23 protein-coding genes and 1 tRNA gene are annotated in these 22964 nt (G+C 73.5%); 14 read left to right on the forward strand and 10 right to left on the reverse strand.

All coding sequences use genetic code 11. The features are described from left to right. Positions 1-219 precede the first annotated feature (219 nt). Positions 220-1347, forward strand: coding sequence for a hypothetical protein (locus tag ABXJ56_RS01030; protein WP_353997889.1), 1128 nt, complete (start codon positions 220-222; stop codon positions 1345-1347). 127 nt (positions 1348-1474) lie between these two features. Here ABXJ56_RS01030 and ABXJ56_RS01035 read toward each other — a convergent pair whose 3' ends face one another. Then, positions 1475-1951 (reverse strand): YbaK/EbsC family protein, encoded by a 477-nt coding sequence (locus ABXJ56_RS01035; protein WP_353997890.1) that lies wholly within the window; start codon positions 1949-1951, stop codon positions 1475-1477. 5 nt (positions 1952-1956) lie between these two features. After that, positions 1957-2787: a class I SAM-dependent methyltransferase gene (locus tag ABXJ56_RS01040; protein ID WP_353997891.1), complete on the reverse strand. Its 831-nt coding sequence runs from the start codon at positions 2785-2787 to the stop codon at positions 1957-1959. A 110-nt stretch (positions 2788-2897) separates the two neighbouring features. Between ABXJ56_RS01040 and ABXJ56_RS01045 the strand changes: the two genes are divergently transcribed. Together ABXJ56_RS01045 and ABXJ56_RS01050 are read left to right on the forward strand one after the other, a co-directional pair. Further along, positions 2898-4889, forward strand: coding sequence for a heavy metal translocating P-type ATPase (locus tag ABXJ56_RS01045; RefSeq protein WP_353997892.1), 1992 nt, complete (start codon positions 2898-2900; stop codon positions 4887-4889). Continuing rightward, entirely contained in the window at positions 4886-5959 is a 1074-nt protein-coding gene (locus ABXJ56_RS01050) for a Glu/Leu/Phe/Val dehydrogenase family protein (protein WP_353997893.1), read from the forward strand. Before ABXJ56_RS01045 ends, ABXJ56_RS01050 begins: the two co-directional genes overlap by 4 nt. 33 nt (positions 5960-5992) lie before the next feature. On the opposite strand, the gene ABXJ56_RS01055 is transcribed toward ABXJ56_RS01050, so the two are convergent. Next, positions 5993-7291: a glutamyl-tRNA reductase gene (locus ABXJ56_RS01055; protein ID WP_353997894.1), complete on the reverse strand. Its 1299-nt coding sequence runs from the start codon at positions 7289-7291 to the stop codon at positions 5993-5995. Here ABXJ56_RS01055 and hemE point away from each other — a divergent pair. From hemE to ABXJ56_RS01090, 7 genes are all read left to right on the forward strand, one after another. Beyond that, positions 7265-8368, forward strand: coding sequence for a uroporphyrinogen decarboxylase (gene hemE / locus ABXJ56_RS01060; protein WP_435404927.1), 1104 nt, complete (start codon positions 7265-7267; stop codon positions 8366-8368). The genes ABXJ56_RS01055 and hemE overlap by 27 nt on opposite strands. Continuing rightward, positions 8361-9587 (forward strand): protoporphyrinogen/coproporphyrinogen oxidase, encoded by a 1227-nt coding sequence (locus ABXJ56_RS01065; RefSeq protein ID WP_353997896.1) that lies wholly within the window; start codon positions 8361-8363, stop codon positions 9585-9587. The genes hemE and ABXJ56_RS01065 overlap by 8 nt, the downstream gene beginning before the upstream one ends. A gap of 35 nt (positions 9588-9622) precedes the next feature. Beyond that, positions 9623-10330, forward strand: a complete 708-nt coding sequence (gene hemQ, locus ABXJ56_RS01070) for a hydrogen peroxide-dependent heme synthase (RefSeq protein ID WP_353997897.1) — start codon at positions 9623-9625, stop codon at positions 10328-10330. Next, positions 10327-11241 carry a hydroxymethylbilane synthase gene (hemC, locus tag ABXJ56_RS01075; RefSeq protein ID WP_353997898.1) on the forward strand — a complete coding sequence of 305 codons (915 nt, stop codon included), beginning with the start codon at positions 10327-10329 and terminating at the stop codon, positions 11239-11241. Before hemQ ends, hemC begins: the two co-directional genes overlap by 4 nt. Next, a complete protein-coding gene (gene hemB / locus ABXJ56_RS01080; protein WP_353997899.1) occupies positions 11238-12215 on the forward strand; it encodes a porphobilinogen synthase in 978 nt (325 codons plus the stop codon). The genes hemC and hemB overlap by 4 nt, the downstream gene beginning before the upstream one ends. After that, the gene (gene hemL, locus ABXJ56_RS01085) at positions 12212-13543 is read left to right on the forward strand and encodes a glutamate-1-semialdehyde 2,1-aminomutase (protein WP_435404929.1); all 1332 of its coding nucleotides are present in this window, start codon (positions 12212-12214) and stop codon (positions 13541-13543) included. The genes hemB and hemL overlap by 4 nt, the downstream gene beginning before the upstream one ends. A gap of 82 nt (positions 13544-13625) precedes the next feature. Then, entirely contained in the window at positions 13626-13892 is a 267-nt protein-coding gene (locus ABXJ56_RS01090) for a hypothetical protein (RefSeq protein WP_353997901.1), read from the forward strand. 4 nt (positions 13893-13896) lie between these two features. Here the strand turns inward: ABXJ56_RS01090 and ABXJ56_RS01095 are convergent, their stop codons facing one another. Further along, positions 13897-14154 (reverse strand): helix-turn-helix domain-containing protein, encoded by a 258-nt coding sequence (locus tag ABXJ56_RS01095; RefSeq protein WP_353997902.1) that lies wholly within the window; start codon positions 14152-14154, stop codon positions 13897-13899. Positions 14155-14357: 203 nt separating this feature from the next. Between ABXJ56_RS01095 and ABXJ56_RS01100 the strand changes: the two genes are divergently transcribed. After that, positions 14358-14660, forward strand: a complete 303-nt coding sequence (locus tag ABXJ56_RS01100) for a putative quinol monooxygenase (protein WP_353997903.1) — start codon at positions 14358-14360, stop codon at positions 14658-14660. Positions 14661-14824: 164 nt separating this feature from the next. Here ABXJ56_RS01100 and ABXJ56_RS01105 read toward each other — a convergent pair. From ABXJ56_RS01105 to galU, 4 genes are all read right to left on the reverse strand, one after another. Further along, a tRNA-Ala gene (locus ABXJ56_RS01105) sits at positions 14825-14900 on the reverse strand. A gap of 54 nt (positions 14901-14954) precedes the next feature. Then, the gene (locus ABXJ56_RS01110; protein ID WP_353997904.1) at positions 14955-15854 is read right to left on the reverse strand and encodes a large exoprotein; all 900 of its coding nucleotides are present in this window, start codon (positions 15852-15854) and stop codon (positions 14955-14957) included. A gap of 89 nt (positions 15855-15943) precedes the next feature. Continuing rightward, the gene (locus ABXJ56_RS01115) at positions 15944-16573 is read right to left on the reverse strand and encodes a GNAT family N-acetyltransferase (RefSeq protein ID WP_353997905.1); all 630 of its coding nucleotides are present in this window, start codon (positions 16571-16573) and stop codon (positions 15944-15946) included. A gap of 24 nt (positions 16574-16597) precedes the next feature. Then, positions 16598-17485 carry a UTP--glucose-1-phosphate uridylyltransferase GalU gene (galU, locus tag ABXJ56_RS01120; RefSeq protein ID WP_353997906.1) on the reverse strand — a complete coding sequence of 296 codons (888 nt, stop codon included), beginning with the start codon at positions 17483-17485 and terminating at the stop codon, positions 16598-16600. 92 nt (positions 17486-17577) lie between these two features. On the opposite strand from galU, the gene ABXJ56_RS01125 reads away from it, so the two are divergent. Genes ABXJ56_RS01125 through mscL form a run of 3 tightly spaced genes read left to right on the forward strand, consistent with a single transcriptional unit; the run spans position 17578 to position 18957 of the window. Next, positions 17578-18174, forward strand: coding sequence for a 5-formyltetrahydrofolate cyclo-ligase (locus tag ABXJ56_RS01125; protein ID WP_353997907.1), 597 nt, complete (start codon positions 17578-17580; stop codon positions 18172-18174). 15 nt (positions 18175-18189) lie between these two features. Further along, the gene (locus ABXJ56_RS01130; protein WP_353997908.1) at positions 18190-18498 is read left to right on the forward strand and encodes an FmdB family zinc ribbon protein; all 309 of its coding nucleotides are present in this window, start codon (positions 18190-18192) and stop codon (positions 18496-18498) included. A gap of 36 nt (positions 18499-18534) precedes the next feature. After that, positions 18535-18957: a large conductance mechanosensitive channel protein MscL gene (mscL, locus tag ABXJ56_RS01135; RefSeq protein ID WP_353997909.1), complete on the forward strand. Its 423-nt coding sequence runs from the start codon at positions 18535-18537 to the stop codon at positions 18955-18957. A 35-nt stretch (positions 18958-18992) separates the two neighbouring features. On the opposite strand, the gene ABXJ56_RS01140 is transcribed toward mscL, so the two are convergent. After that, a complete protein-coding gene (locus ABXJ56_RS01140; protein WP_353997910.1) occupies positions 18993-19193 on the reverse strand; it encodes a hypothetical protein in 201 nt (66 codons plus the stop codon). Beyond that, complete coding sequence (locus tag ABXJ56_RS01145; RefSeq protein ID WP_353999939.1) at positions 19180-22884, reverse strand: AAA family ATPase; 3705 nt, start codon at positions 22882-22884, stop codon at positions 19180-19182. The genes ABXJ56_RS01140 and ABXJ56_RS01145 overlap by 14 nt, the downstream gene beginning before the upstream one ends. Positions 22885-22964: the final 80 nt, after the last annotated feature.

Here is a 22964-nt window from a genome sequence, read left to right on the forward strand (position 1 = left end):
ACGGACGCCGCCTTCGTCGTCGTCCGTCGCGTGAAACCCTGGGGAGATTTCGACGGGTTGACCCCCGCAAGACCCCCGAACCGCCGGAAACTCCCCACGGTTTCACGCGCGTCGGCCGCGCGCGGCGCCCACCTCTCGACGCGCCGCGCGCGGATAGACGATCCGGCGGCGGTCGGCAACCCCCTGCAGAGCCCCCGGTGGCGTGCCTACCGTGGGGGCATGCTCACCGCCGACATCCCGACCCCTGCCGACCTCCTCGAGCTGATCGACCACCGTCACCCCGTGAGTGTGACCCTGACGCTCGAGTCCTCGCCGCTGCCGAGCGATCACGAACGCGTCGTCCTGGGCCTGCGCAATGCGATCGACGAGGCCGAGCGTCAGATCGCCACCCTGGAGCTGTCCCGCTCCGAGGCGATCGAGGCCGCGCGGGTCGTCGAGGATCTCCGCGGCCTGCTGGACGACCCGGAGTTCTGGGAGCAGCAGTCGCGCTCCCTCGTGGTCCTCGCGTCCCCCGGACGGCTGCGGGCGCATCGCCTCGCCAACACGGTCACCGATCATGTCGCCGTCGGCGATCGGTTCGACACCGGCGCGCTCCTGCGCTCGGTCGCGTTCCCGAACCGCGCCTTCGTCGTCCTGCTCTCTCAGGGATCGGCGCGTCTGGTCGAGATCGGTCCCGACCATCGTCCGCGCGAGCACGCGCTCGCCCTCCCCGACGACCACGCGACGATGCTCGAGAAGACCGCGACCGACGGGCAAGCCGACATGCCGCGCGCCGACGGCGCCACCGGCGATCGCATCGAGCGCGAGCGCTACGCCCGGGCCGTCGAGGTGCTCGTGCGCCCGATCGTCCCGGATGACGTCCCCGTGATCCTCGCGGCGGCCACCGACCTCGTCCCCGCCTACCGCGCGGTGAACACCCACCCCCTGCTCCTCGAGGACGGCGTCTCGGCCCACCCCGAGTCGCTCGACGACGAGACGCTGTCCGCGGCCGTCCGCGGGATCCTCGACGCGCAGCACGCGCGCGAACTCGCCGAGTGGCGGGAGCACCTCGGCACCCAGCGGGCCGAGGGCCTCGGCTCCTCCGACCTCGCCGAGGTCGCCCGTGCCGCCACGTCGGCGGCGGTGGCCGAGCTGATCTTCGACATGGACGACACCGCCGAGGGCCACATCGACGAGTTCGGCACGATCACGCCGGCACCGGATGCCGGGGCCGCGACGTACGCGCTGGTCGACGAGATCGCGGCCCGGGTGCTCCGCACCGGCGGGCGTGTGCGCGCCGTCCGCCGCGAGGACCTCGTGGGCGATTCTCCGGTGGCGGCGACGTTCCGCTTCCCCCTCGGCGCCTGAGCCGCGACAGCATCCGAACACGTCGAGAACGCGTGGGATCTCGGCGCCGTGACGCCCTCCCGGGGGCGACAGCCGCCGATCTCACGCGTTCTTGACGCGACAGCCCCGGGAGTCCTGCCCGCGGACGTCAGTCGACCTGGACGACCGTTCCGCCGGTGAGGGCGACGAGCTGATCGAAGGTCAGCGGGAACACGGTGTGCGGCGTGCCGCCGGCGGCCCAGATCTCGTCGTAGTCCGCCAGATCCCGGTCCACGAGGGTCTCCAGCGGCGCGGGGTGGCCGGTGGGCGCGACTCCGCCGATCGCCTGACCGGTCGCCGCGCGGACGTCGTCGGCGCTCGCGCGGGCGATCCGCTCGCGCCCGATCCGGGCGGCGAGGGCGGCGGTGTCCACGCGATGCGCGCCGCTCGTCATGACGAGGAGGGGCTTTCCGTCGGCGAGGAACACCAGACTGTTGGCGATGGCGCCGACCTCGATTCCGAGGGCGGCGGCCGCGAGCGCGGCGGTGGAGGCGGCATCGGGAAGGACGACGATCCTCCCGGGGATGCCGGCCTCGGCGAGGCGGTCGGCGACGATCTGACTGCGCGGGTGGAGGGTCTCGGTCACGGCGCTCAGCCTACGATCCCGGCCGGCCCCGCGCCGCGCGCGAGGAGCGTCCCGTGCGGCATGAGCAGCCATCCGTCGGGGTGCGTGCTCCACTCGTGCCACCCGTCGGCGATGCGCTGGAGCGCGGCGTCGTCGGCGGCCCCGACCCGGCGTGCGTGATCGGCGAAGTCGGAGTGCACCGCCCGCTCGGCCCACGCACCGCCCCACCACGCGCGGTCTTCGGGGGACTCGAAGAGCCACAGCTCCGCCGAGGAGCGGATGTCGGCGAACCCGGCCTCCCGCGCCCAGGCCTTCAGGCGCCGCCCGGCGTCGGGAGCTCCGCTGACCGCTCGGTGGACGGCGAGGTACACGGTGAACCACTCGTCCAGCGCCGGCAGCCGCGGGAACCACGACGCACCCTCGTAGTCGACGTCGCGCGCGGCGACGAGGCCGTCGGGACCCGCAACACGCCCGAACTCGCGGAGCGCCTCGACCGGGCGAGACAGGTGCTGCAGCACCTGGTGGGCGTGGACGACGTCGGCGCTCCCGTCCGGCGCATCGATCTCGTAGGCGTTTCCGACCGCGAAGGTGAGGTTCGACAGCCCCCGCGCGGCGGCGAGCTCCTCCGCGCGGGAGACGACCTCGGCGGAGACGTCGAGGCCGCGGACGGGGCCCGGTGCCACGATCTCGGCGAGGTCGGCGGTGATCGTCCCCGGTCCCGAGCCGATGTCCAGCACAGACATGCCGGGGCGGAGCTCCGGCAGGAGGTAGGCGGCGGAGTTCTCCGCGGTACGCCATTCGTGCACGCGCAGCACGCTGCCGTGATGCCCGTGGGTGTAGGGGTCGACGACGCTCATGGAGAAAACCGTAACCTCCCCGCTCGGCGCCCGCGGTCCGTGTGACGACGGAGAGTCCCGCGGGCCCAACGACCCTGGCGCACCCCGCCGCGGCGGCGGAGACTGGCCCCGTGCCCCGGTACCTGCGTCCCCTCACCCGCTACCCGATCATCACGGCGACCGTCGTCGTCGGCACGCTCGCACTCGTCCTCGCCCTCATCGGGCGACCGCATGCCGCGCAGTGGGTCAGCATCCTCTCCGTCTCGGGGTTCATCGCGTTCACCCTGATCGGGATGATCCGCGACGTCGTCCGCGGGCACGTGGGTCTGGACATCCTCGCGGTCGTGGCGATGGTGGCGACCCTCGCCATCGGCGAATACGCCGCCTCTCTGATCATCGTGCTGATGCTCTCGGGCGGTCAGGCGCTGGAGGACGTCGCCGGACGCCGCGCGAACCGCGAGCTCACGGCGCTCCTGGAGCGCGCGCCCCGCACCGCGCACCGCGTGCGCTCCGCGCCGGACGGAACGGATGCCGTGACCGACGTCCCCGCCGACGAGATCGAGATCGGCGACGTGCTGCTCATCCGCCCCGCCGAGATCGTGCCCGTCGACGGGATCCTCCTCTCCCCCGCCGCGAGCATCGACGAGTCCTCCCTCACCGGGGAGAGCATGCCGGTCCCGCGCGCCGAGGGCGACGAGGTGCTGTCGGGGTCGGTGAACGGCTCGGCGGCGATCCGGCTTCGCGCCGCGCGCCGCAGCGCCGACAGCCAGTACCAGCAGATCGTCGCGCTGGTGCGGGAGGCGCAGGAGTCGCGGGCGCCCGTGGTGCGTCTCGCCGACCGCTTCGCGATCCCCTTCACCGCGGTGTCGCTCGTGATCGCCGGCGCCGCCTGGGGGATCTCCGGAGATCCCACGCGCTTCGCCGAGGTCCTCGTGCTCGCCACGCCCTGTCCGCTCCTCATCGCCGCCCCCGTGGCGTTCCTCGGCGGGCTCTCCCGGGCGGCACGGGCGGGCGTCATCATCAAGGGCGGCGCCGTCATCGAGCAGCTTGCGCGCGTGCGGACGGCCGCGTTCGACAAGACCGGCACGCTGACGCGCGGCCGGCCCACCGTCGTCGAGGTGCGCGCCGCGGACGGGTGGGCTGCCGACGAGGTCCTGCGTCTGGCCGCCTCCGCGGAGCAGTACTCGACCCACGTCCTGGCGGACGGCATCCGCCGCGCGGCGGAGGAGCGGGGCCTCCCCCTCGCGACGGCGACGGCGGCCGGGGAGACGGCGACCAACGGCGTCCGCGCCGATATCGGCGGGCGGACGGTGGTGGTCGGCAAGCCCCGGTACGTCCGTTCGCTCGCTCCCGACACCCGGACGGCGGACATCGCCTCCGGACAGGCCGCCGCCTACGTCGCGGTCGACGGCTCCTTCGCCGGCGCGCTGATCCTCGCCGACGATCCGCGCGCGGAATCGGCGGCCGTCGTCGCGTGGCTCCGCGCGCACGGCGTCGAGCGCGCGGTCATGCTCACCGGCGATGCCGAACCGACCGCCCGAGCCGTCGCCGCGGCGATCGGGATCGACGAGGTGCGGGCCGAGCTCCTCCCCGCCGACAAGGTCGCGCTGGCGGCCGGGCTGCAGCCCCGGCCGGTGCTCATGGTCGGGGACGGAGTCAACGACGCCCCGGTCCTCGCCGCCGCGGACGTCGGGATCGCGATGGGGGCGAAGGGGGCGACGGCGGCGGGCGAGGCGGCATCCGTGGTGATCCTGAAGGACTCCCTCGCCGGAGTGGTGGATGCCGTCGCGATCGGCCGCGACACGCTGCGCGTCGCGCTCTCCGCGATCGGCATCGGCATCGCGCTCAGCATCGGGCTCATGCTCGTGGCGACGACCGGCCTCATCCCGGCCGTGGCGGGGGCGCTCGTGCAGGAGCTCGTCGACCTCGCCACGATCCTGTACGCCCTTCGCGCTCTCACCGGTCGCGACCCGCAGCGGGATCTCGCCGCCGCCCTGCCCGGCGCCGCGCGTCGATCCCGTGACGCCGACGAGCCGGTCGGGCACAATGGAGAGCGGATGCCGCACAGCCGCAGCATCCGCAGCGCAGAGCCCACAAGGCCGGCCGAAAGAGGAACGCGATGACGCACACCCTGCCCCTTCCCGATTTCACCCACGAACGTGTGGAGGTGATCACGGGGCGGCGGAGCGGCCTGTTCCTCGCGGTCGCCCTGCACTCCTCCGTGCTCGGCTCCGCCCTGGGCGGCGCCCGTCTCTGGTCGTACCCGCACTGGAGCGACGCCCTCGGCGACGCCCTGCGGCTGTCGGCGGCGATGACGCTGAAGAACGCCGCCGCGGGCCTCGACGCCGGCGGCGGCAAGTCCGTCATCGCGCTGCCGGAGGGCGCCGTGCTGGATGCCGAGCGCCGGCGCGCGGCGTTCCTCGACCTCGGCGACGCCGTCGAGTCGCTCCACGGCCTGTACCGGACGGCGGAAGACGTCGGCTCCACCACCGAGGACATGCTCGTCGTGAGCGAGCGCACCGATCACGTGGTGGGCCTCCCCGATGCCGTCGGCGGATCGGGCGAACCCGCGGGGCCGACGAGCCTCGGGGTGTACGAGTCCCTGCGGGCGACGCTGGAGCGCGTCACCGGGTCCGACGAGATCGCCCACCGGCGCATCACGATCTCGGGGCTCGGCCAGGTCGGCTCGCGCCTCGCCGTGCGCCTCGCGGCCGAGGGCGCCGAGCTCACCGTCACCGACGTGAACCCGGCGAAGCAGCACCTCGCCGCCGAGCTCGGCGCACGCTGGTGCCCGCCGGGTGAAGAGCACCTGACCGCCGCCGACGTCTTCGTCCCGGCGGGGATCGGCGGGGTGCTCACCGACGAGGTGATCGACGCCCTCGACGCCCGTGCGGTGTGCGGACCGGCCAACAACCCCCTCGCGGCGCGGGCCGGAGCCGAGCGCCTCGCCGAGCGCGGCATCCTCTACGCTCCGGATTTCGTCGTCAACGCGGGCGGGGTCATCTACCTCGACCTGGAGGCGAAGAAGATCGGCACCCGGCCCGAGATCATGTCCCGGGTGAGCGCCATCGGCGACACGCTGCGGCGCATCTACGACGAGGCCGAGACGCGCGGGGTCACCCCGCTCGCCGCCGCCGAGGGGCTCGCCGCCGAACGTCTCGCCGGCGGTCGGCAGCACGCGCTGGCGAGCTGACCCGCGCGCGGTGCTCCGGGGTGCGCGCGGGCGTCAGGCGCTCGCCGCGCCCCGGGGGCAGCCCGCGGTGGTGTCGCCGAGGACCGGGCCGCCGACGATCGCATCTCGAGCGATCGCGGGGAGCGACGGCTCGACCGCGAGTCCGTGCAGGGTCTCCAGCGCCTGGTGCGCCTCGTCGAGACGTCCTTCCACGGCGAGCTCGCGGATGCGGACGGACGGCTTGTGCAGCAGCACGCCGGCGAGGTGGCGGAGGGCCTCCTCGACCTCGGGGCCCGCGCCGCGCGCCCGCGCCCGCGCGACCTCGGCCTCCACGAGGCCGAGCACCTCGCCGCGGAGCTTCGTGATCGCAGGCCCGGCCGCACGGTCGGCCGCGAACTCCGCCGCGGCGTCGCCGACGAGGGCGCGCGCGTCGGCGTGGGCGCTGAACTCCTCCAGCGGCGCGTGCAGGCGGATGGTCTCCAGGTCCAGCAGCTCGACGCCGTCGACCGCTCCCACGGCGGGGTCGACGTTCCGGGGAAGACCCAGGTCGATCACGATCACCCGGTGGCCGGGGGTGAAGGCGTCCTCGTGCACGACGGCATCCGCGGTGCAGGTGATGACCACGTCCGCGCGCGCGGCGGCCGCGGCGAACGACGGCTCGGCCTCGAGACCGTGGCGCGCGGCGAAGGCGGCGGCGCGGCCCGAGGGCGAGAACACGCGGAGGTCGACGGCGCCGCGGGCACGCAGGGCCGTGACGGTGGTGGCCGCGTAGCGGCCGGTGCCGACGACGAGGACCTCGACATCCGACCAGTCCGCGATGCGACTGGAGGCGAGTTCGAGGGCGAAGCGGACCAGCGAGCGGTGGCTGCCGCCGAGGGAGGTGCGGCTGCGGATGCCGCGACTGGTGTGCGCGGCCTTCTGGAAGAGGCGCTCGAGCTCACGGCTCGTCGTCCCCTCCACGCGGGCGGTGTCGAGGGCTCGGCGGACCTGGCCGGAGATCTCGTCCTCGCCGACGACGATCGACTCCAGGCCGCTCGTCACGGCGAACAGGTGGGCCGCGGCGTCCTCCCCGCGGTGCACCGCGACGCTCTCGCGAAGACGATCGACCGGGATGCCGCTGGCTTCGGCCATCGTCTCGACGACGGACTCGACCGCGACGACCTCGCCGCCCGTGAGCGGCTCATCGATGTCGAGGTAGGCCTCGAACCGGTTGCAGGTGGCGAGGACGACGGCTCCGGCGACGAACAGCTCGTCGTCCACGAGGGTGCGGGTGGCCGCGGGTGCGCCGACGGAGAGCTTCTCGAGGAGGTCGAGGTCGGCGTTTCGATGATTCGCGGTGAAGCACAGGAGCACGTATCTAATGTTAACCGTGTGAGCACCTCTTCAGCCCGTCCGCCGTTCATCGACCGGAACGCGTCGTCGGCGCTCGTCCGCGCCTACCGCGGCGAGCGCGGTGAGAACACGCCCGTGTGGTTCATGCGGCAGGCCGGGCGATCTCTTCCGGAGTACCGGGAGCTGCGCGTGGGCACCGACATGCTCGACGCGTGCCTGAACCCCGGGATGGCGAGCGAGATCACGCTGCAGCCGGTGCGCCGGCACGGGGTGGATGCCGCGATCTTCTTCAGCGACATCGTGATCCCGGTGCGCCTGGCGGGCGTGGACGTCCGCATCGTCCCGGGTCGCGGCCCGGTGCTGGAGAACCCCGTGCGCTCGGCGGCGGATGTCGCCGCCCTCCCCCCGCTCGACCCCGACGCCCTCGCCCCGATCCGTGAGGCTGTGGGGCTCACCGTGGACGCGCTCGGCGCGACCCCGCTCATCGGGTTCGCCGGCGCCCCGTACACCCTCGCGTCGTACCTCGTCGAGGGCGGGCCGTCGAAGGAGCAGATGCTCACGCGGGCGATGATGCACTCCGATCCCGACGCGTGGGCGGCTCTGCTGTCGTGGTGCGCCGAGATCACCGGGGCCTTCGTCGCCGCGCAGATCGAGGCGGGCGCCTCGGCCGGGCAGCTGTTCGACTCGTGGGCGGGATCGCTGAGTCTCGCCGACTACACCGCGCACGTGGCGCCGTTCTCCGAGCGCGCGATCGCGCCCGCCCGGGCGCTCGGGGTGCCGCTCGTGCACTTCGGGGTGGGCACGGGCGAGCTCCTCGCCGCCATGCACGGCATCGGCGTCGACGTCATGGGCGTCGACTGGCGCCTGCCGCTCGATGAGGCGTCGCGGCGACTCGGCGACGCCGTGCCCCTCCAGGGCAACGTCGACCCGGCGCTCCTCGCCGCCCCGTGGCCGGTGCTGGAGGCGCACGTGCGCGACGTCCTCGCCCGCGGCAAGGCCGCCCCCGCCCACGTGCTGAACCTCGGGCACGGCGTGCCTCCGACCACCGACCCCGACGTCCTGACCCGCCTGGTGGAGTTCGTCCACACCCATGCCTGACGTCCACGTCGTCGGCGGCGGAGTCGCCGGCCTCGTCGTCGCGCGGCGTCTGGCGCGCGGCGGCGCGGACGTGGTGGTGCACGAGGCATCCGATCGCCTCGGGGGCACCGTCGCCGCGCACGAGATCGCGGGCATCGTGATGGATGCCGGGGCGGAGAGCTTCGCCACGCGCGGAGGGACCGTCACCGCACTGATCGAGGAGCTCGGACTCGCGGGCGACCTCGTGCGCCCCGAGCCGGTGTCGGCCTGGCTGCAGCCGGCGCGCGGAGAGGCCGCCCCTCTCCCGGCGACGGCGCTCCTCGGCATCCCGGGCGACCCGCTCGCCGACGATGTCGTCGCGATCGTGGGTCGCGCCGGCGCGGAGGAGGCGGTCGCGCGCGATGCGTCGCCGATGACCGCCGACGATCCGCTCCTCGCCGCCGGCGCCCGGCTCGGCCCGCTCGTGCGCGCCCGCCACGGCGATGCCGTCCTCGACCTCCTCGTCGCACCGGTCGTGCACGGCGTGCACTCGCTCCACCCCGACGGCGTCATCCTCGAGCGCGTACACCCGCGGCTGCGCGCCGCCCTCGCCGAGACCGGGTCGCTGTCGGGGGCGATGAGCGCCCTCCGCGCGGCCGCGCCCCCGGGATCGGTCGTCGCGGGGCTCCGGGGCGGCGTCCACCGCCTCGTGTCCGCCCTCGCCGACGATCTCGCGGCGCACGGGGGCGACATCCGTCTGCGCTCGTCGGTGGACGTCACCGCGCTGGAGCGGCTCGGCGGCATTGTGGTGGTCGCCGCGCCCGACGTCCTCCCCGCCGCCGCGCCGCCGCGCCGCATCGACCTCGTGACCCTCGTCGTGGATCAGCCGGAGCTGGATGCCGCGCCGCGGGGAAGCGGTCTCCTCGTCGCCGCGGGAGCGCCGGTGACCGCCCGCGCCCTCACCCACGCCACGGCGAAGTGGGCGTGGCTCGCCGACGCCGCCGCCGGACGCCACGTCCTCCGGCTGTCGTTCGACGACCTCCCGGCGGACCCGGTCGCCGCCGCCCGCGCGGACGCCGCCGCCCTCCTCGGGGTGGCGCTCCCCGACCCCGAGGGCGCCGCGCACGTCACGTGGTTCCGCCCCGCGGCCGCGGTCGCGCCACCGGGGGTCACCGTCGTCGGCGAGACCGCGGCGGGGTCGGGCCTCGCCGGCATCATCGCGCACGCCGAGGCCGCGGCATCCGCTCTCGCGGCGAAGTGAACCCCACCCCCGCCCGGGGTGAAAGGATGGAATCCATGAGCGATTCCTCGGTCCCCACCCCCGACCAGGTCCCCACCCCCGACCAGAACGAGGTTCTCGGCTACACCCTCTGGGCGGTGCTGCGCCGTGATCCGGCCCGACCTGCCCCCGCCGGAACCGATGCCCTCGCCGCCGCGGTGGCGGAGGTCGAGGATGCCGGGGTGACCCTCCGCGGCGTCTACGACGTCTCGGGGCTCCGCGCCGACGCCGACCTCATGCTGTGGCTGCACGGGGAGGACCCCGAGGCGCTCCAGGCGGCCCTGCGCACCCTCCGCCGCGCCGAGCCCCTGCGCTCGCTCCTGCCGGAGTGGAACGCGATGGGCGTGCATCGCGACGCGGAGTTCACGCGCAGCCACATGCCCGCCTTCATGCGCGGCAAGGCGCCCGAGACCTGGCTCACGGTCTATCCGTTCGTCCGCTCGTACGAGTGGTACATCCTCCCCGACGAGGAGCGCCGCCAGATGCTCGCCGAGCACGGCCGGAAGGGCTCGGAGTACCGGCAGGTGCTGAGCAACACCGTCGCCTCCTTCGCGCTCGGCGACTACGAATGGATCCTCGCCCTCGAGGCCCCCGAACTCGTCGACCTCGTCGACCTCATGCGGTACCTGCGCCAGACCGAGGCCCGTCGCCACGTGCGCGAGGAGGTGCCGTTCTACACCGGGCGCCGCATCGGCCTCGACGAGATCGACGAGGTCCTGGCGTGACCGCGCACGTCCGCATCGGCACGCGCGGGAGCGCGCTCGCCCTCACCCAGACCGGGACGGTCGAGTCCGACCTCGTCGACGCGACCGGAGTCACCACCGAGATCGTCACGATCACCACCGACGGCGACCGTTCGCGCGAGCCGCTCTCGCGCGCGGGCGGGACGGGACTGTTCACCGGCGCCCTGCGCGACGCGCTGCAGGACGACCGCTGCGACGTCGTCGTCCACTCGCTGAAGGACCTCCCCACCGCACTGCACGACGACCTCGTCGTCGCCGCGATCCCCGCCCGGGAGGATCCGCGCGACGCCCTGTGCGCCAGGGACGGCTTGACCCTCGCCGAGCTCCCGCAGGGGGCGCGGGTGGGCACCGGGTCGCCCCGCCGCATGGCGCAGTTGCGCCGGAAGCGTCCGGACCTCGACGTGGTCGACATCCGCGGAAACGTCGACACCCGCCTGGGGCGCGTCCGCGAGGGCGACCTGGACGCCGTCGTCCTCGCCGCCGCGGGCCTGAACCGCCTCGGGCGCGCGAACGTCATCACCGAGCACCTCGAGCTCGGTCCGTGGCCCACCGCCCCCGGGCAGGGTGCGCTCGCCATCGAGGTGCGCCGGGGCGACGAGGAGCTCGTCGCCCGCCTGGACCACCCCGAGACCCGCGCCGCGGTCGAGGCCGAGCGCCACGTCCTGGCGCTGCTCGAGGCGGGCTGCTCGGCCCCCGTGGGCGCCCACGCCGTCGTCGACGCGGGCCTGCTCCTGCTGTCCGCGCGCGTCTACAGCCTCGACGGCCAGACCGTGCTCTCCTCCGCCCACGCGATCGACTGGCCGGACGAGGATGCCGTCCTCCGCGTCGCGGAGGGCGTCGCCCGCGAGCTCCTCGACGCCGGCGCCGCCGACCTGACGGGAGCACGCCCGTGAGCGGTTTCCCCACCGTCCGTCCGCGGCGCCTCCGCTCGACCCCGGCGCTGCGCCGCCTCGTCGCCGAGACGCGGCTGCACCCCGCCGAGCTCGTCCTTCCGGTGTTCGTCCGCGAGGGCGCCGGCGCTCCCGTTCCCATCTCGTCGATGCCGGGCGTCGTCCAGCACACCACCGAGACCCTCAAGGGCGCCGTCGCCGACGCCGCCGCCGCCGGCATCGGCGGGATCATGCTCTTCGGCGTTCCCGAGCACAAGGACGCCGAAGGATCCGGCGCGACCGACCCGGACGGCATCCTGAACCTCGCCACGCGGGTCGCGGTCGCCGAGGCGGGCGATGCGCTCGTGGTGCAGACCGACCTGTGCCTGGACGAGTTCACCGATCACGGCCACTGCGGCGTGCTCGACGCCGCCGGCGCCGTCGACAACGACGCGACGCTCGTCCGCTACCGCGACATGGCCCTCGCCCAGGCGGATGCCGGATCGCACCTGCTGGGACTGTCCGGGATGATGGACGGCCAGGTCGCGGCGATCCGCGACGCGCTCGACACCGCGGGACGCTCGGATGTCGCGCTGCTCGCCTACTCGGGCAAGTACGCCTCGGCGTTCTACGGTCCGTTCCGCGAGGCCGTCCAGTCCTCGCTTCAGGGCGATCGCCGCACCTATCAGCTCGATGCGGCCAACCGCCGCGAGGGCGTCCGCGAGGCGATGCTGGATGTCGCCGAGGGCGCCGACGTCGTCATGGTGAAGCCCGCGATGAGCTACCTCGACGTCCTCGCCGACACCGCCGCGGCCAGCCCCGTGCCGGTGTGGGCGTACCAGGTGTCGGGCGAGTACGCGATGATCGAGGCCGCCGCCGCCCACGGCTGGATCGATCGACGCCGCGCGATCGAGGAGTCGGTGCTCGGCATCCGCCGAGCCGGCGCCGACGCGGTACTGACGTATTGGGCGACCGAGCTCGCAGGATGGATTCGATGACGATGACCCCGACCACCAACGCGCGCGAGTTCGAGCGTGCACGCCACGCGATGCCCGGCGGGGTGAACTCCCCCGTCCGCGCCTTCGGATCGGTGGGCACCACCCCGCGGTTCTACGTCTCGGCGAAGGGCCCGCGGGTCACCGACGTCGAGGGGCGCGAGTACGTCGACCTCGTCGGGTCCTGGGGCCCGGCGATCCTCGGGCACGCCCACCCCGCCGTCGTCGAAGCGGTCCGGGAGGCCGCCACGCACGGGCTCGGGTTCGGCGCGTCCACCCCCGGCGAGACGGCGCTGGCGGAACACGTCGAGGCGCGCATCGTGCGCGACGGCGTGCGGCCGGTCGAGAAGCTCCGCCTCGTGTCCACCGGCACCGAGGCGACCATGACCGCGATCCGTCTCGCGCGCGGCGCGACCGGGCGCGACCTGATCGTGAAGTTCGCCGGGCACTACCACGGGCACTCCGACGGGCTGCTCGCCGAGGCGGGATCCGGCGTCGCGACGCTCGCGATGCCCGGCTCGGCCGGCGTCCCCGCGCCGATCGCCGCGCAGACGCTCGTCATCGCCTACAACGACCTGGACGCCGTCCGCGAGGTCTTCGCCGTCCACGGCGCCGATATCGCCGCGGTGATCGTCGAGGCCGCCCCCGCCAACATGGGCATCGTCCCGCCCCGGCACGGCTTCAACGCCGCCCTCGCCGACATTGCCCACTCCCACGGCGCGCTCCTCATCGTCGACGAGGTGCTCACCGGCTTCCGGGTGGGTCCCGCCGGCTGGTACGGCGAGGACCCGGTCCCGTTCGCGGCCGACCTCCTGACGTTCGGGAAGGTGATCGGCGGCGGCCTGCCGCTCGCGGCCCTCGGCGGGTCCACCGACATCATGAACCTCCTCGCGCCGCTCGGGCCGGTCTACCAGGCCGGCACCCTCAGCGGGAACCCGGTCGCGGTCGCTGCGGGTCGGGCGACGCTGGAGAACCTCGACGCCGCCGCGTACGCCCGGATCGAGCGGGCCTCGACGGCGATCGCGGATGCCGCGTCGGCCGCGCTCCGCGCCGAGGGCGTCACGCACGTCCTGCAGCGGTCGGGGTCGCTGTTCTCCTTCCAGTTCGCCGCGGAGGCACCGTACGACTACGACACGGTGAAGGCGCAGGAGGGGTTCCGCTACCCGCCGTTCTTCCGCGCGATGCTCGAGCACGGCGTCTCGCTGCCGCCGTCGGTGTTCGAGGCGTGGTTCGTCTCGGCGAGCCACGACGACGGCGCGGTGTCGCAGATCCTGGAGGCTCTCCCGCACGCCGCGCGCGCGGCGGCCGCGGCAGTGGATCCCGCCGCCTGACGTCTCGACACGCGACACACGTTCGCCATGTCTGCGTGGTATACCTGGGGCATCGTCCATCCCAGTCACACCCGGAGTCTGCATGGCCGCCTCACGCCACCCGTCCCGCGCCGCCCACCACAAGCGCATCCTGTCGCTGTACACCGGAGCCGGCGGGTGGGTGCCCGCTGAGCGCGGGGTGAGGCTCACTCCCGAGAGCGCCAGCGACCTCATGGAGCGCGGCTTCAGCATGGCGCGGGTGCGCGACGGGTGGCGCGGTTCGCGTCAGGTGTCGCTCTGCCAGTACCTCCAGGTCTTCGTGCCCGCGGCATCCGACGATCCGCCGCTGCGGCGGCGCGCGAATCCGTGACGACTCAGCTCTGACGCGGGACGAGGGCGCACACGTCGACCTCGAGGGCGCGCGCGAGCGCGACGATGGTCTGCAGGCGCGGGTTGGCGGGCGTGCCGGGGTTCGATTCGCCCTTCTCGAGCTTCTGGTACGTGAAGGTGGCGATGCCGGCGCGACGGGCCACGGCATCCTGCGTGAGGCCCGCCCGTTCGCGCGCTTCGACCAGCCGCGCGGCGAGATCCCGCGCGTAGGCGTCCCAGTCCGCCCCTGACGTCGTCGTCATGACCCGATGGTAGACCCGCGGGGCACCCCCGGGCTCGTCCCGCCCTTCCCCTGTTCACTTGTCGCCACGTGCGGGTGTCGCGGCATCACACCCGCATCTGGAGACAAGTGAACGGGACTCGGTGGCGCCTTCGTGCGGGTGTCGCGCCGCAGGACCCGCGTGACGGCGCCACCGAACCGAGCGCGTCACGGTACGGTCGGGCCATGGTGTTCGTGAACGCAGGGACCCTCGGGGTCGAGCCGGGCCGACGTGATGAACTGGTCGAGATCCTCGTCGCCCGTAACGACGCGCTGGCGGAGATCGGATGCCGTGTTTACGAGGTCGGTGTCGTCGATGACGACCCGGGCACGGTGTACGTCGTCGAGGTGTGGGACGACGCCGCAGCTCACCGCGCGTCGCTGGAGCTGCCAGAGGTGCAGGCGGCGATCGCCACGGCCCGCCCGATGCTCTCCGGCGAGTTCGGCGGGTTCCGCTTCACCTCCGCCGGCTCCCCTCTGCGCCCCTGAGTCCCGCGCCCCACCGGCGGCACCCCCGCCGCACCCGCGGCATCCGCTCAGTGGCGCCTTCCCGCGGGTGTCGCGCCCCGCGACCCGCGCGACGGCGCCACCGAGCGACCCCACCCCGGAACCACCCCGGGAACGGGAAAAGCCCGGCGTGAGCCGGGCTTTTCTGGTGGACCTGAGGGGATTCGAACCCCTGACCTCTTCATTGCGAACGAAGCGCGCTACCAACTGCGCCACAGGCCCAAGAACCTCCGAAAGACTATCACGCCCGCCGGAGCCGACCGAACCGCGCGGGCGTCACTGACCCGATGCGCGTCGCTCGAGGAGGCGCCGCACGTGCGCCTCGATCTCGGCGTCGTCGACGTGCCCCATCCGGGCGAACTCGCTCTCGCGGGCGGCGCGGGCCGCACCGATCGACGGCGGCGCGTCGGCCTCGACGCGCTCACGCAGTGCCTCTTCCCGCGCGGCCCGACGGAGCTCCTCGCGGGCGGCTTCGGCATCCAGCATCGCCGCGGCGCGGGATCCGGCGGATGCCGTGAGCGGACGCGGCAGATCGCGCGGCTGCCAGCGGCGCTCAGCGGTGACGAGCTCGACGTCCTGCACCTCGGCGCCCGCGGCCTCGCGGACGACCGCGGCAGCCTCGGCCGCACCGATGCGCTGCGCACGTGCGGCGGCACGGGCGCCGACCCGCGACATCCGCTGCAGCACCAGGAGTCCGGCCACGGCCACGCCGACGCCGGTCCACAGCAGCGGCTGCGCTCCGGTCAGCACGACGGTGACACCGCCCCACACGGCCACGCCCGCACCGGCGAGGGTGAGGACGGTGGCGACGAGACGGGTGCGGCGTCGGGCACGGGCCTGCCGCGCCTCGGGCGAGCGCCGCGCGGCGGCGCGGGCGTCCCGCGCGCGCTCGAGGTCGATGCGGGCCTGCTCGAGCGCCGCGGACTCGCGCTCGGCGAGGGCGCGACGGGCGAGCTTCTGCTGCGCGAGGGCGGTACGGGTGTTCAGCTCGACCCGCACCTCGTCAGGCGTCTCGCTCGTCTCGGCGAGCACCCGCAGAGCCTGGTTCAGGCGGACGGCGTTGCGCTCGGCGGCGTCGAACTGCCGGCGGCTGTGCCACGACGGCAGCAGGTACACCAGCCACAGAAGCACCGATACGAGGACGATCACCCCGCCGCCCCACACCTGTCCGCCCATGGTCACCAACTTTAGGGACCGGATGCCGCGAACCGCGGCATCCGGTGGCGTGTCGTGGGGGGGGATCCGGCGAAGACCCGGCCGAAGACTCAGGCGTGCAGGCGGTCGGCCGGCGGGATCGCCGCGGCGTCCTGCGGCGCGCGGCCCGCGATCCACCGCGCGAGGACGCCCTCGGGGACCTCTTCACGCACGAGCGCGAAGGCGTAGTGATCCCGCCAGTCGCCGTCGATGTGGATGTAGCGCCGCCGGAGCCCCTCGTACCGGAAGCCGAGCTTCTGCACGATCCGCAGGCTCGCGGCGTTCTCGGGACGGATGCAGATCTCCATGCGGTGCAGACGCAATTCGGTGAAGCACGCGTCGGTCGCCAGCGCCACCGCAGTGGGCGTGATCCCCCTCCCCGCGAAACGCCGGCTGACCCAGTAGCCGATCGTCGCCGAGGCGAGCGAGCCGCGCGCGATCCCCCACACGTTCAGCTGACCGGCGACCTCGCCGGCGTACTCCATGACGTAGGGGACGCCGGCGCCGTCGCGGTACTGCTGCAGCAGTCGCCGCACACCGAGGCGCATGTCGAACGACACCGGACCGTCGGGGCTCGTCGCCTCCCATGGCTGAAGCCACTCGCGGTTCTCGGCGAGCTCGTGCTGCAGGATGCGCGCGTCGCGCTGCTTGACGAGCCGGATCGACACCGGACCGTGACCGCGGGGAGCTCCCAGATCCACCCGGACCCCCTCCGTCGAGCGGCGTCAGAGTGTCGCCGCGAAGTCCTTGAACCAGGGACGCAGCTCGGGTCCGAGATCGTCACGATCCGCGGCCAGCTGCACGATGGCCTTGATGTAGTCCACCCTATCGCCGGTGTCGTAGCGGCGGCCGCCGAAGACGACACCCAACACGCCGGGGCCGTCGGTGTCGGCCGCCATCTCCTGCAGCGCGTCGGTGAGCTGGATCTCGCCGCCCTTTCCGGGCTCGGTGCGCTCGAGGATCTCGAACACGTCGGGGCTCAGGACGTAGCGGCCGATGATGGCGAGGTTGGAGGGGGCGTCCTCCTTCTTCGGCTTCTCGACGAGGCCGGTGACCTTCACCACGCCGTCGGTGCCGGTGGCCTCCACGGCCGCCGCGCCGTACATGTGGATGCTGTCGGGGTCGACCTCCATGAGGGCGACGATCGCGGCACCGGTCCGGCGGTGCTCCTCGAGCATCGTGGTCAGCAGCGGATCGCGCTCGTCGATGAGGTCGTCGCCGAGGAGGACGGCGAAGGGGTGGTCGCCCACGTGCGCGCGGGCGCGCAGCACCGCGTGCCCGAGTCCGCGGGGCTCGCCCTGACGGACGAAGTGGATGTCGGCGAGGTCGCTGGAGCGCTGCACCTTGGCGAGCTTGTCCTGGTCGCCCTTCTTCAGCAGGTTGCTCTCGAGCTCGGGGACGGAGTCGAAGTGGTTGGAGAGGTTGTTCTTGTTGCGCCCGATGATGATGAGCACGTCCTCGATGCCGGCCGCGGTGGCCTCCTCGACGACGTACTGGATCGCCGGCTTGTCGACGACGGGGAGCATCTCTTTGGGCATGGCCTTGGTCGCGGGGAGAAAGCGCGTGCCGAGTCCGGCCGCGGGGATCACGGCCTTGAAGGGCTTCTGGGTCATGCGGCAACTCTACCCAGGCATGTGAACGGCGCATGTCATGCCCGTCACCGGCGAGCGCGTCGTACCTCAAGGCGCCGCCTACAATCGGGAGCATGTCCGACGCCATCGCCGATGCGAAGCGCGCACTGCGCGCGGAGTTGCGCGAGCGCCGCCACGCGATGTCCCCCGCCGCCCGCGCCGCCGCGGCCGAGGGCCTGCACGCGCAGCTGAACGCCCTCGTCGCCGCGCACGGCGTCCGGACGATGGCCTGCTTCCTCTCCACCACGACCGAGCCCGACACCCACGCCTTCGTGGCGGATGCCGCAGCCCGCGGCATCCGGGTGCTCCTCCCCGTCACCCGTGCCGACGGTCTGCTCGACTGGGCGGTGGCCACCCCGGACGGAGAGATCGCGGAGGGCCTGTTCGGTCTGCCCGAGCCGGTGGGCGAGCTCCTCGGCCCGATCGCGGTGAACGACGTCGACGTGCTGGTGATCCCCGCCGCGGCCGTGAATCCCGACGGGATGCGCCTCGGCTGGGGCCGCGGCCATTACGACAAGACGATCGGCTCGATGGAGAAGTGCCCACCGGTGTACGCGGTGGTCTTCGATTCCGAGATCATCGACGACATCCCCCGTGACGTCCACGACCAGCCCGTGACGGGCATCGTCACGCCCACGCAGACCCTCACCCTCGCGCCCACCGGGCGCTGACCCGCCGGAGACACCATGCCCAAATACGCCTATGCCTGCAAGCAGTGCGCGCACCGCTTCGAACAGGTGCAGTCCTTCGCCGACCCCGCGCTGACCGAGTGCCCCGAGTGCGGCGGGGTACTCCGCAAGGAGTACGGGTCGATCGGCGTCACCTTCAACGGCTCCGGCTTCTACCGCACCGACTCCCGCGCCGGCGCGAACAAGGGTTCGGGCTCGGGCTCCGGTTCGTCGGGTTCGGGCGCGTCCGGTGGCGACGGGGGCGGGAGTTCGGCATCATCGTCCTCCGAGACGAAGAAGAGCTCTCCCGCACCCGCGGGATCCTGACCGGCGCGAGCCGACGAGACCAGAGGAAGTGACGCCGTGATCCAAGGCTTCAAAGAATTCATCATGCGCGGCAACGTCATCGACCTCGCCGTCGCCGTCGTCATCGGCGCCGCGTTCACCGCGGTGGTCAACGCGATCGTCGCCTCGATCATCACACCGCTCATCGCCATCTTCTGGAAGGCCGATGCCGAGGGCGTCCCCGGCATCCAGGTCCCTGACCTCTACGGCGGCACCGTCACCTTCCCCGTCGGCGACCTCATCACGGCGATCGTCAGCTTCTTCGCCGTGGCGATCGTCGTCTACTTCATCTTCGTGATGCCGATGAACCGCTGGAAGGAGCGCCAGGCAGCCAAGCTCGGCGTCGTCGAGAACGCCGAGGAGAAGCTCCCCACCGAGCAGGAGCTGCTGATGCAGATCCGCGACCTGCTCGAGCAGCAGAAGCAGACGCCGAAGATCTGAGCCCTGCCGCCCGTCGCGGACGTCGCGTCCGCGCGTCAGTAGTGCGGCGGGACGTCGCGCCGCAGGCGCTCGTCGTTGGGACCCGATCCACCCACGGATGCCGCTTCCCCCCGGGAGGCGGCATCCGTCGTCTCGTCGCCCGGCACGGGCTCGGCCGTCGTGTCGGGGGCGGGCGTCAGGCGCGCGCGCCGCGCACCGGGGACCCGCTCGACGCGCTGGCGCTCAGCGTCCGCCATGGAACGGCTCGGGGTCGAACGGCTCGGTGTCGTTGTCGACGCGCGGGGTCTCGGGCGGCACCCCGAGGAGCGCCGCGATCCGCTGGGCGACGGCGGGGGCGTCGCTGTAGACGTCGAAGGAGTGCACGCGCACGTAGTGCCAGCCCAGGCGCCGGAGGATCTGGGGCCGCAGACGCAACGACTCGCGGAGCGACTCCCCGATCGTCTCGGGGTCGCTTTCGACGACGACGGCCTTGCCGCCGTACTGCGCGACGAGCGGCAGGAGTCCGCGGTAGTGCACGTCGACGGAGAGGCCCAGGCGCCGCAGCTCCCGCGCGAGACGGAGCGTCAGCGGGTCGGCGAGGTCTTCCAGCCGCGCCTGGCGGGCGCGGTCGGCGACGCTGCCGAGGATCGACATGATGGTGGCGGCGCCGTGCTCGAGGCGTCCCTCATCGAAGGCCGACGGGCGGATCGACGACACGATCACCATCGAGCGGCGCGCGCGGGTCATGCCGACGGTCAGCAGTCGCTCGCCGTCGGGCGTCGACAGGTCGCCGAAGTCGCTGAGGACGCGGCCGTGCCGGGTGAGGCCGAAGCCGAGCGAGAAGACGACCCGGTCGCGGCTCTCGGCGACGGACTCCTCCAGGGTGAGCACCGCGAAGGGCTCGGAGGTGTCGCGCGAGAGGAAGTCGGCGACGTCGGCGCGGCCGGCGAACGCGGCCTCCACGGCGGCGCGCACGCGCTCGGCGTGCTTCGCGCTCGCGGTGACGACCATGAGCGACTCCGAGCCGCGGTTCACCGCGTGCTCGACGACGAGGGTCACCACGCGCCGCACCTCGGCGTCTGGGCTCTCCACGGCTCCCGAGATCGGATCCGGCGCCCCGGTGCCGCCCTCGACGTAGTCGACGCTGAGGCTGCCGCGGCCGAGGTAGGAGCCCGCCCACGGCAGGGAGACGATCTCGCCGCCGTAGAAGGCGTCGTTGACGAGTTCGGCGAGGTCCTCCCCGCCGGCGCGGTAGCTGCGGGTGAGGGTCTCGATGGGGAGGAGCTCGGCGAGGCGCTCGAAGATGCTGACGCCGTCGAAGGGGACCTGCTCGACCTCGTCGTCCTCCTCCCGCTCGGGCGAGACGCGCGAGACGACCTCGAAGGGCGTCGGCTTCTGCGTGACGGGGTCGCCGAAGGCGACGACCTGTCCCCCGCGCCGGAGCGCCGGCGTCGCCTCGGCGAGGCACAGCGCGCCCGCGTCGGCGATGATCACGACGTCGAACGCGGTGGACTCGGGGATCTCGGGGACGTCGTAGGGGGTCGCGAGCCACACCGGCGCGAGCTGCGCCATCAGGTGCGGGGCGACGGCGTCCAGCTGCGCGGCGGTGGCCCCGCCGTCCTTCAAGGCGCGCCGCAGCTGCTGCGCCTCGCCCGCGCGGTCGACGATGCCGATGCGCCACTGCGTGGCCAGGTGGGCGGCGAGGAGGGGTCCGGATGCCGCGGCGTGGGCCTCGTCGACGAGGCGGAAGTCGCGCTCGAGCCGATCGACGACGGCGGTGTTGGCGCCGAGGAGCCCGCGGTCGACCCGCAGGAGGTGCTCGAGGGCGGACTGCCACCACGCGTACTCGAGCTCGGCGGCGACCTCGCCCTCGGGAACGTGCCGGACCGACAGGTCGGCGAGGAGGGGCTCGAGACCGAACGAGGCGAGCTTCCCGCGCAGCTCCGCGCGCTCGCGCAGGTTGTCGAAGACGTCGGACTCCGCCGCGAGCTGCGCGAGGGTGCGGACGAGCGTCTTGACCGGGAGCGCGGCGAGGCGGTCGGCGCCGGAGCGGCCGAGCACGGCATCCAGTTCGGCGAGCTCCGCGTCGACCCGCTGCCACGCGACGTGGACGTCGCCGAGCCCGAGCGGCACCTGCGGGGCGACGCCGGCGTCGACGTGGCGCTGCCATTCGGTGCGCTGCTGCTGGACGCGGACGAGCGCCTCGTGCATGTCGGGGACGTGGACGCCCGGACGGACGTACTCCTTCGACAGGCGCTTGAGTCGACGGCGGTTGGCCGAGCTCATCGTCGAGTCCCGGCGCCCGCTGTGTGCCTCGATGAGCTCGCCGAGCGGGCGCTCGAAGACGGTGAGGCTGAAGCGGTCGAGCGAGTCGCGGATGCCGCGCATGAGCGTGAGGTACTCGCCGAGGTCGGCGATGGTCTGGAAGGGCCGCATGCCGGTCTGCGAGATGAGGGAGTAGCCCCGCTCGAGGAGCGCCGGGACGTCCTGCCGGTGCAGCTTCCCGGCCAGGGCGTGGGCGGAGGCCGCCGCCTCGGGTGAGGCGAAGCTCACGCCGTACCAGGGCGAGTCGGACGGACCGAAGCGGAATTCGCCCAGTCGCGCCGCCGCGGCGAGGTCGCGCGCGGCCTCGTCGCGGCCGACGGCGAGGCGCTGGAGCGCGGCGACGCCGAGGCGCGCGGTCGTCGAAGGGGCGGGATCGAGGGACGCCAGGCGCGCGAGTTCGCGGAGCACCTCGAGCACCGACACACGGAGGTCGACGTGGGTGGTCGTGACGGCGCCGCGGTAGTCGCGGAGCACGCGGCGCAGGCGCACGAGGGCCTCGTCGACGTCGGCGACCTTCGGCTGCTCGGCCTTCTCGTTCCGCCCGATCGCGCGGATGAGGTCGCGCTGCAGGTGGCGGGGCGAGATCGCCAGGCCCGGCAGGGCGATGCCGGCGAGGCGATGACGGATGCCGTCGAGGGTGGAGCGGCGGGCGCTGACGACGAGGACGCGCTTGCCGTCGCGGACGAGTCCGCCGAGGGCGTTGATGATCGTCTGCGTCCCGCCGGTGCCGGGCAGGGTGTGGACCACCATCGACTGCCCCGCCTGGATGCGGGCCAGGACGCGCTCCTGCTCGGAGTCGGCGTCGAGGAGGAGCGTGTCGGCGGCGGGCGACCGCTCGTCGGGGTTGGTGGCCGCTCCCCCCTCGCGGCGCGCGACGAGCCGCGCGCGGTCGTCGGGGTGGCCGGCCAGCGCGTTCAGCACGGGGTGGTCGAGGTCGCCCCCGTCGCGCGACATGGCGCTGCCGACGTCGGCGAAGGTCGAGACGATGAGGCGCGGGGTGACGGTGAACGAGTCGAAGCGGTGGGCGAGGGCGCGCAGGTGGTCGATGACCGGCTGCGGCTTGAAGATGCCCTGGTCGTAGGCGAGGGCCGAGAGCGCCCGGCCATCGACCTCGATGCCGAAGTGGGTGCGCAGGGCCCGCAGGAGCTCGGGGTTGACCTGGAAGGCGCCGTGGAGCTTGAGCTCGAAGTCGCCGTGATGGCGGCGGATCGCGAGCGGTCGGAGGAGAACCGGGGCGGTGCAGTTCAGACCGCCGAGTCGCCAGGAGGCGAGACCCACGGCGAGGTGCACGGCGTCGATGCCCCGGGCGGTGCGCAGCTCGACGTTCTTCGTCGTGATCCGCTGGGCGGCGAGGCGGGCGTTGCGCACCGCGACCTCGTCGCGGAAGAGGTTCGACAGCAGGGTGGAGCGGCCGGTGATGAACTGCGGCAGGCTTCCCGGGTGGGCCTTGGTGATCTCGATCGCGGCGTCGGTCGCGTCGGAGTAGTGCAGCAGCGTCGAACGGCCGCCGAGCCGCGCGGACTGACGGCGGATGCGCTCGCGTTCGGGTTCGGCCACGTGCACCACCGTCACCCCGGGTTCGGCGAGCCCGAGATCACCGGGGGTCACCGAGGGTCCGGACATGCTCTCCCTGTCGCCGACCACGGCGTTGCCTTCTGCTCGCCACACGAGTGACACCCTAAGCGGCGGCGCGCCGGAGAGCT

Source organism: Microbacterium aurantiacum (assembly GCF_040532595.1).
Classification (GTDB): Bacteria; Actinomycetota; Actinomycetes; order Actinomycetales; family Microbacteriaceae; genus Microbacterium; species Microbacterium chocolatum_B.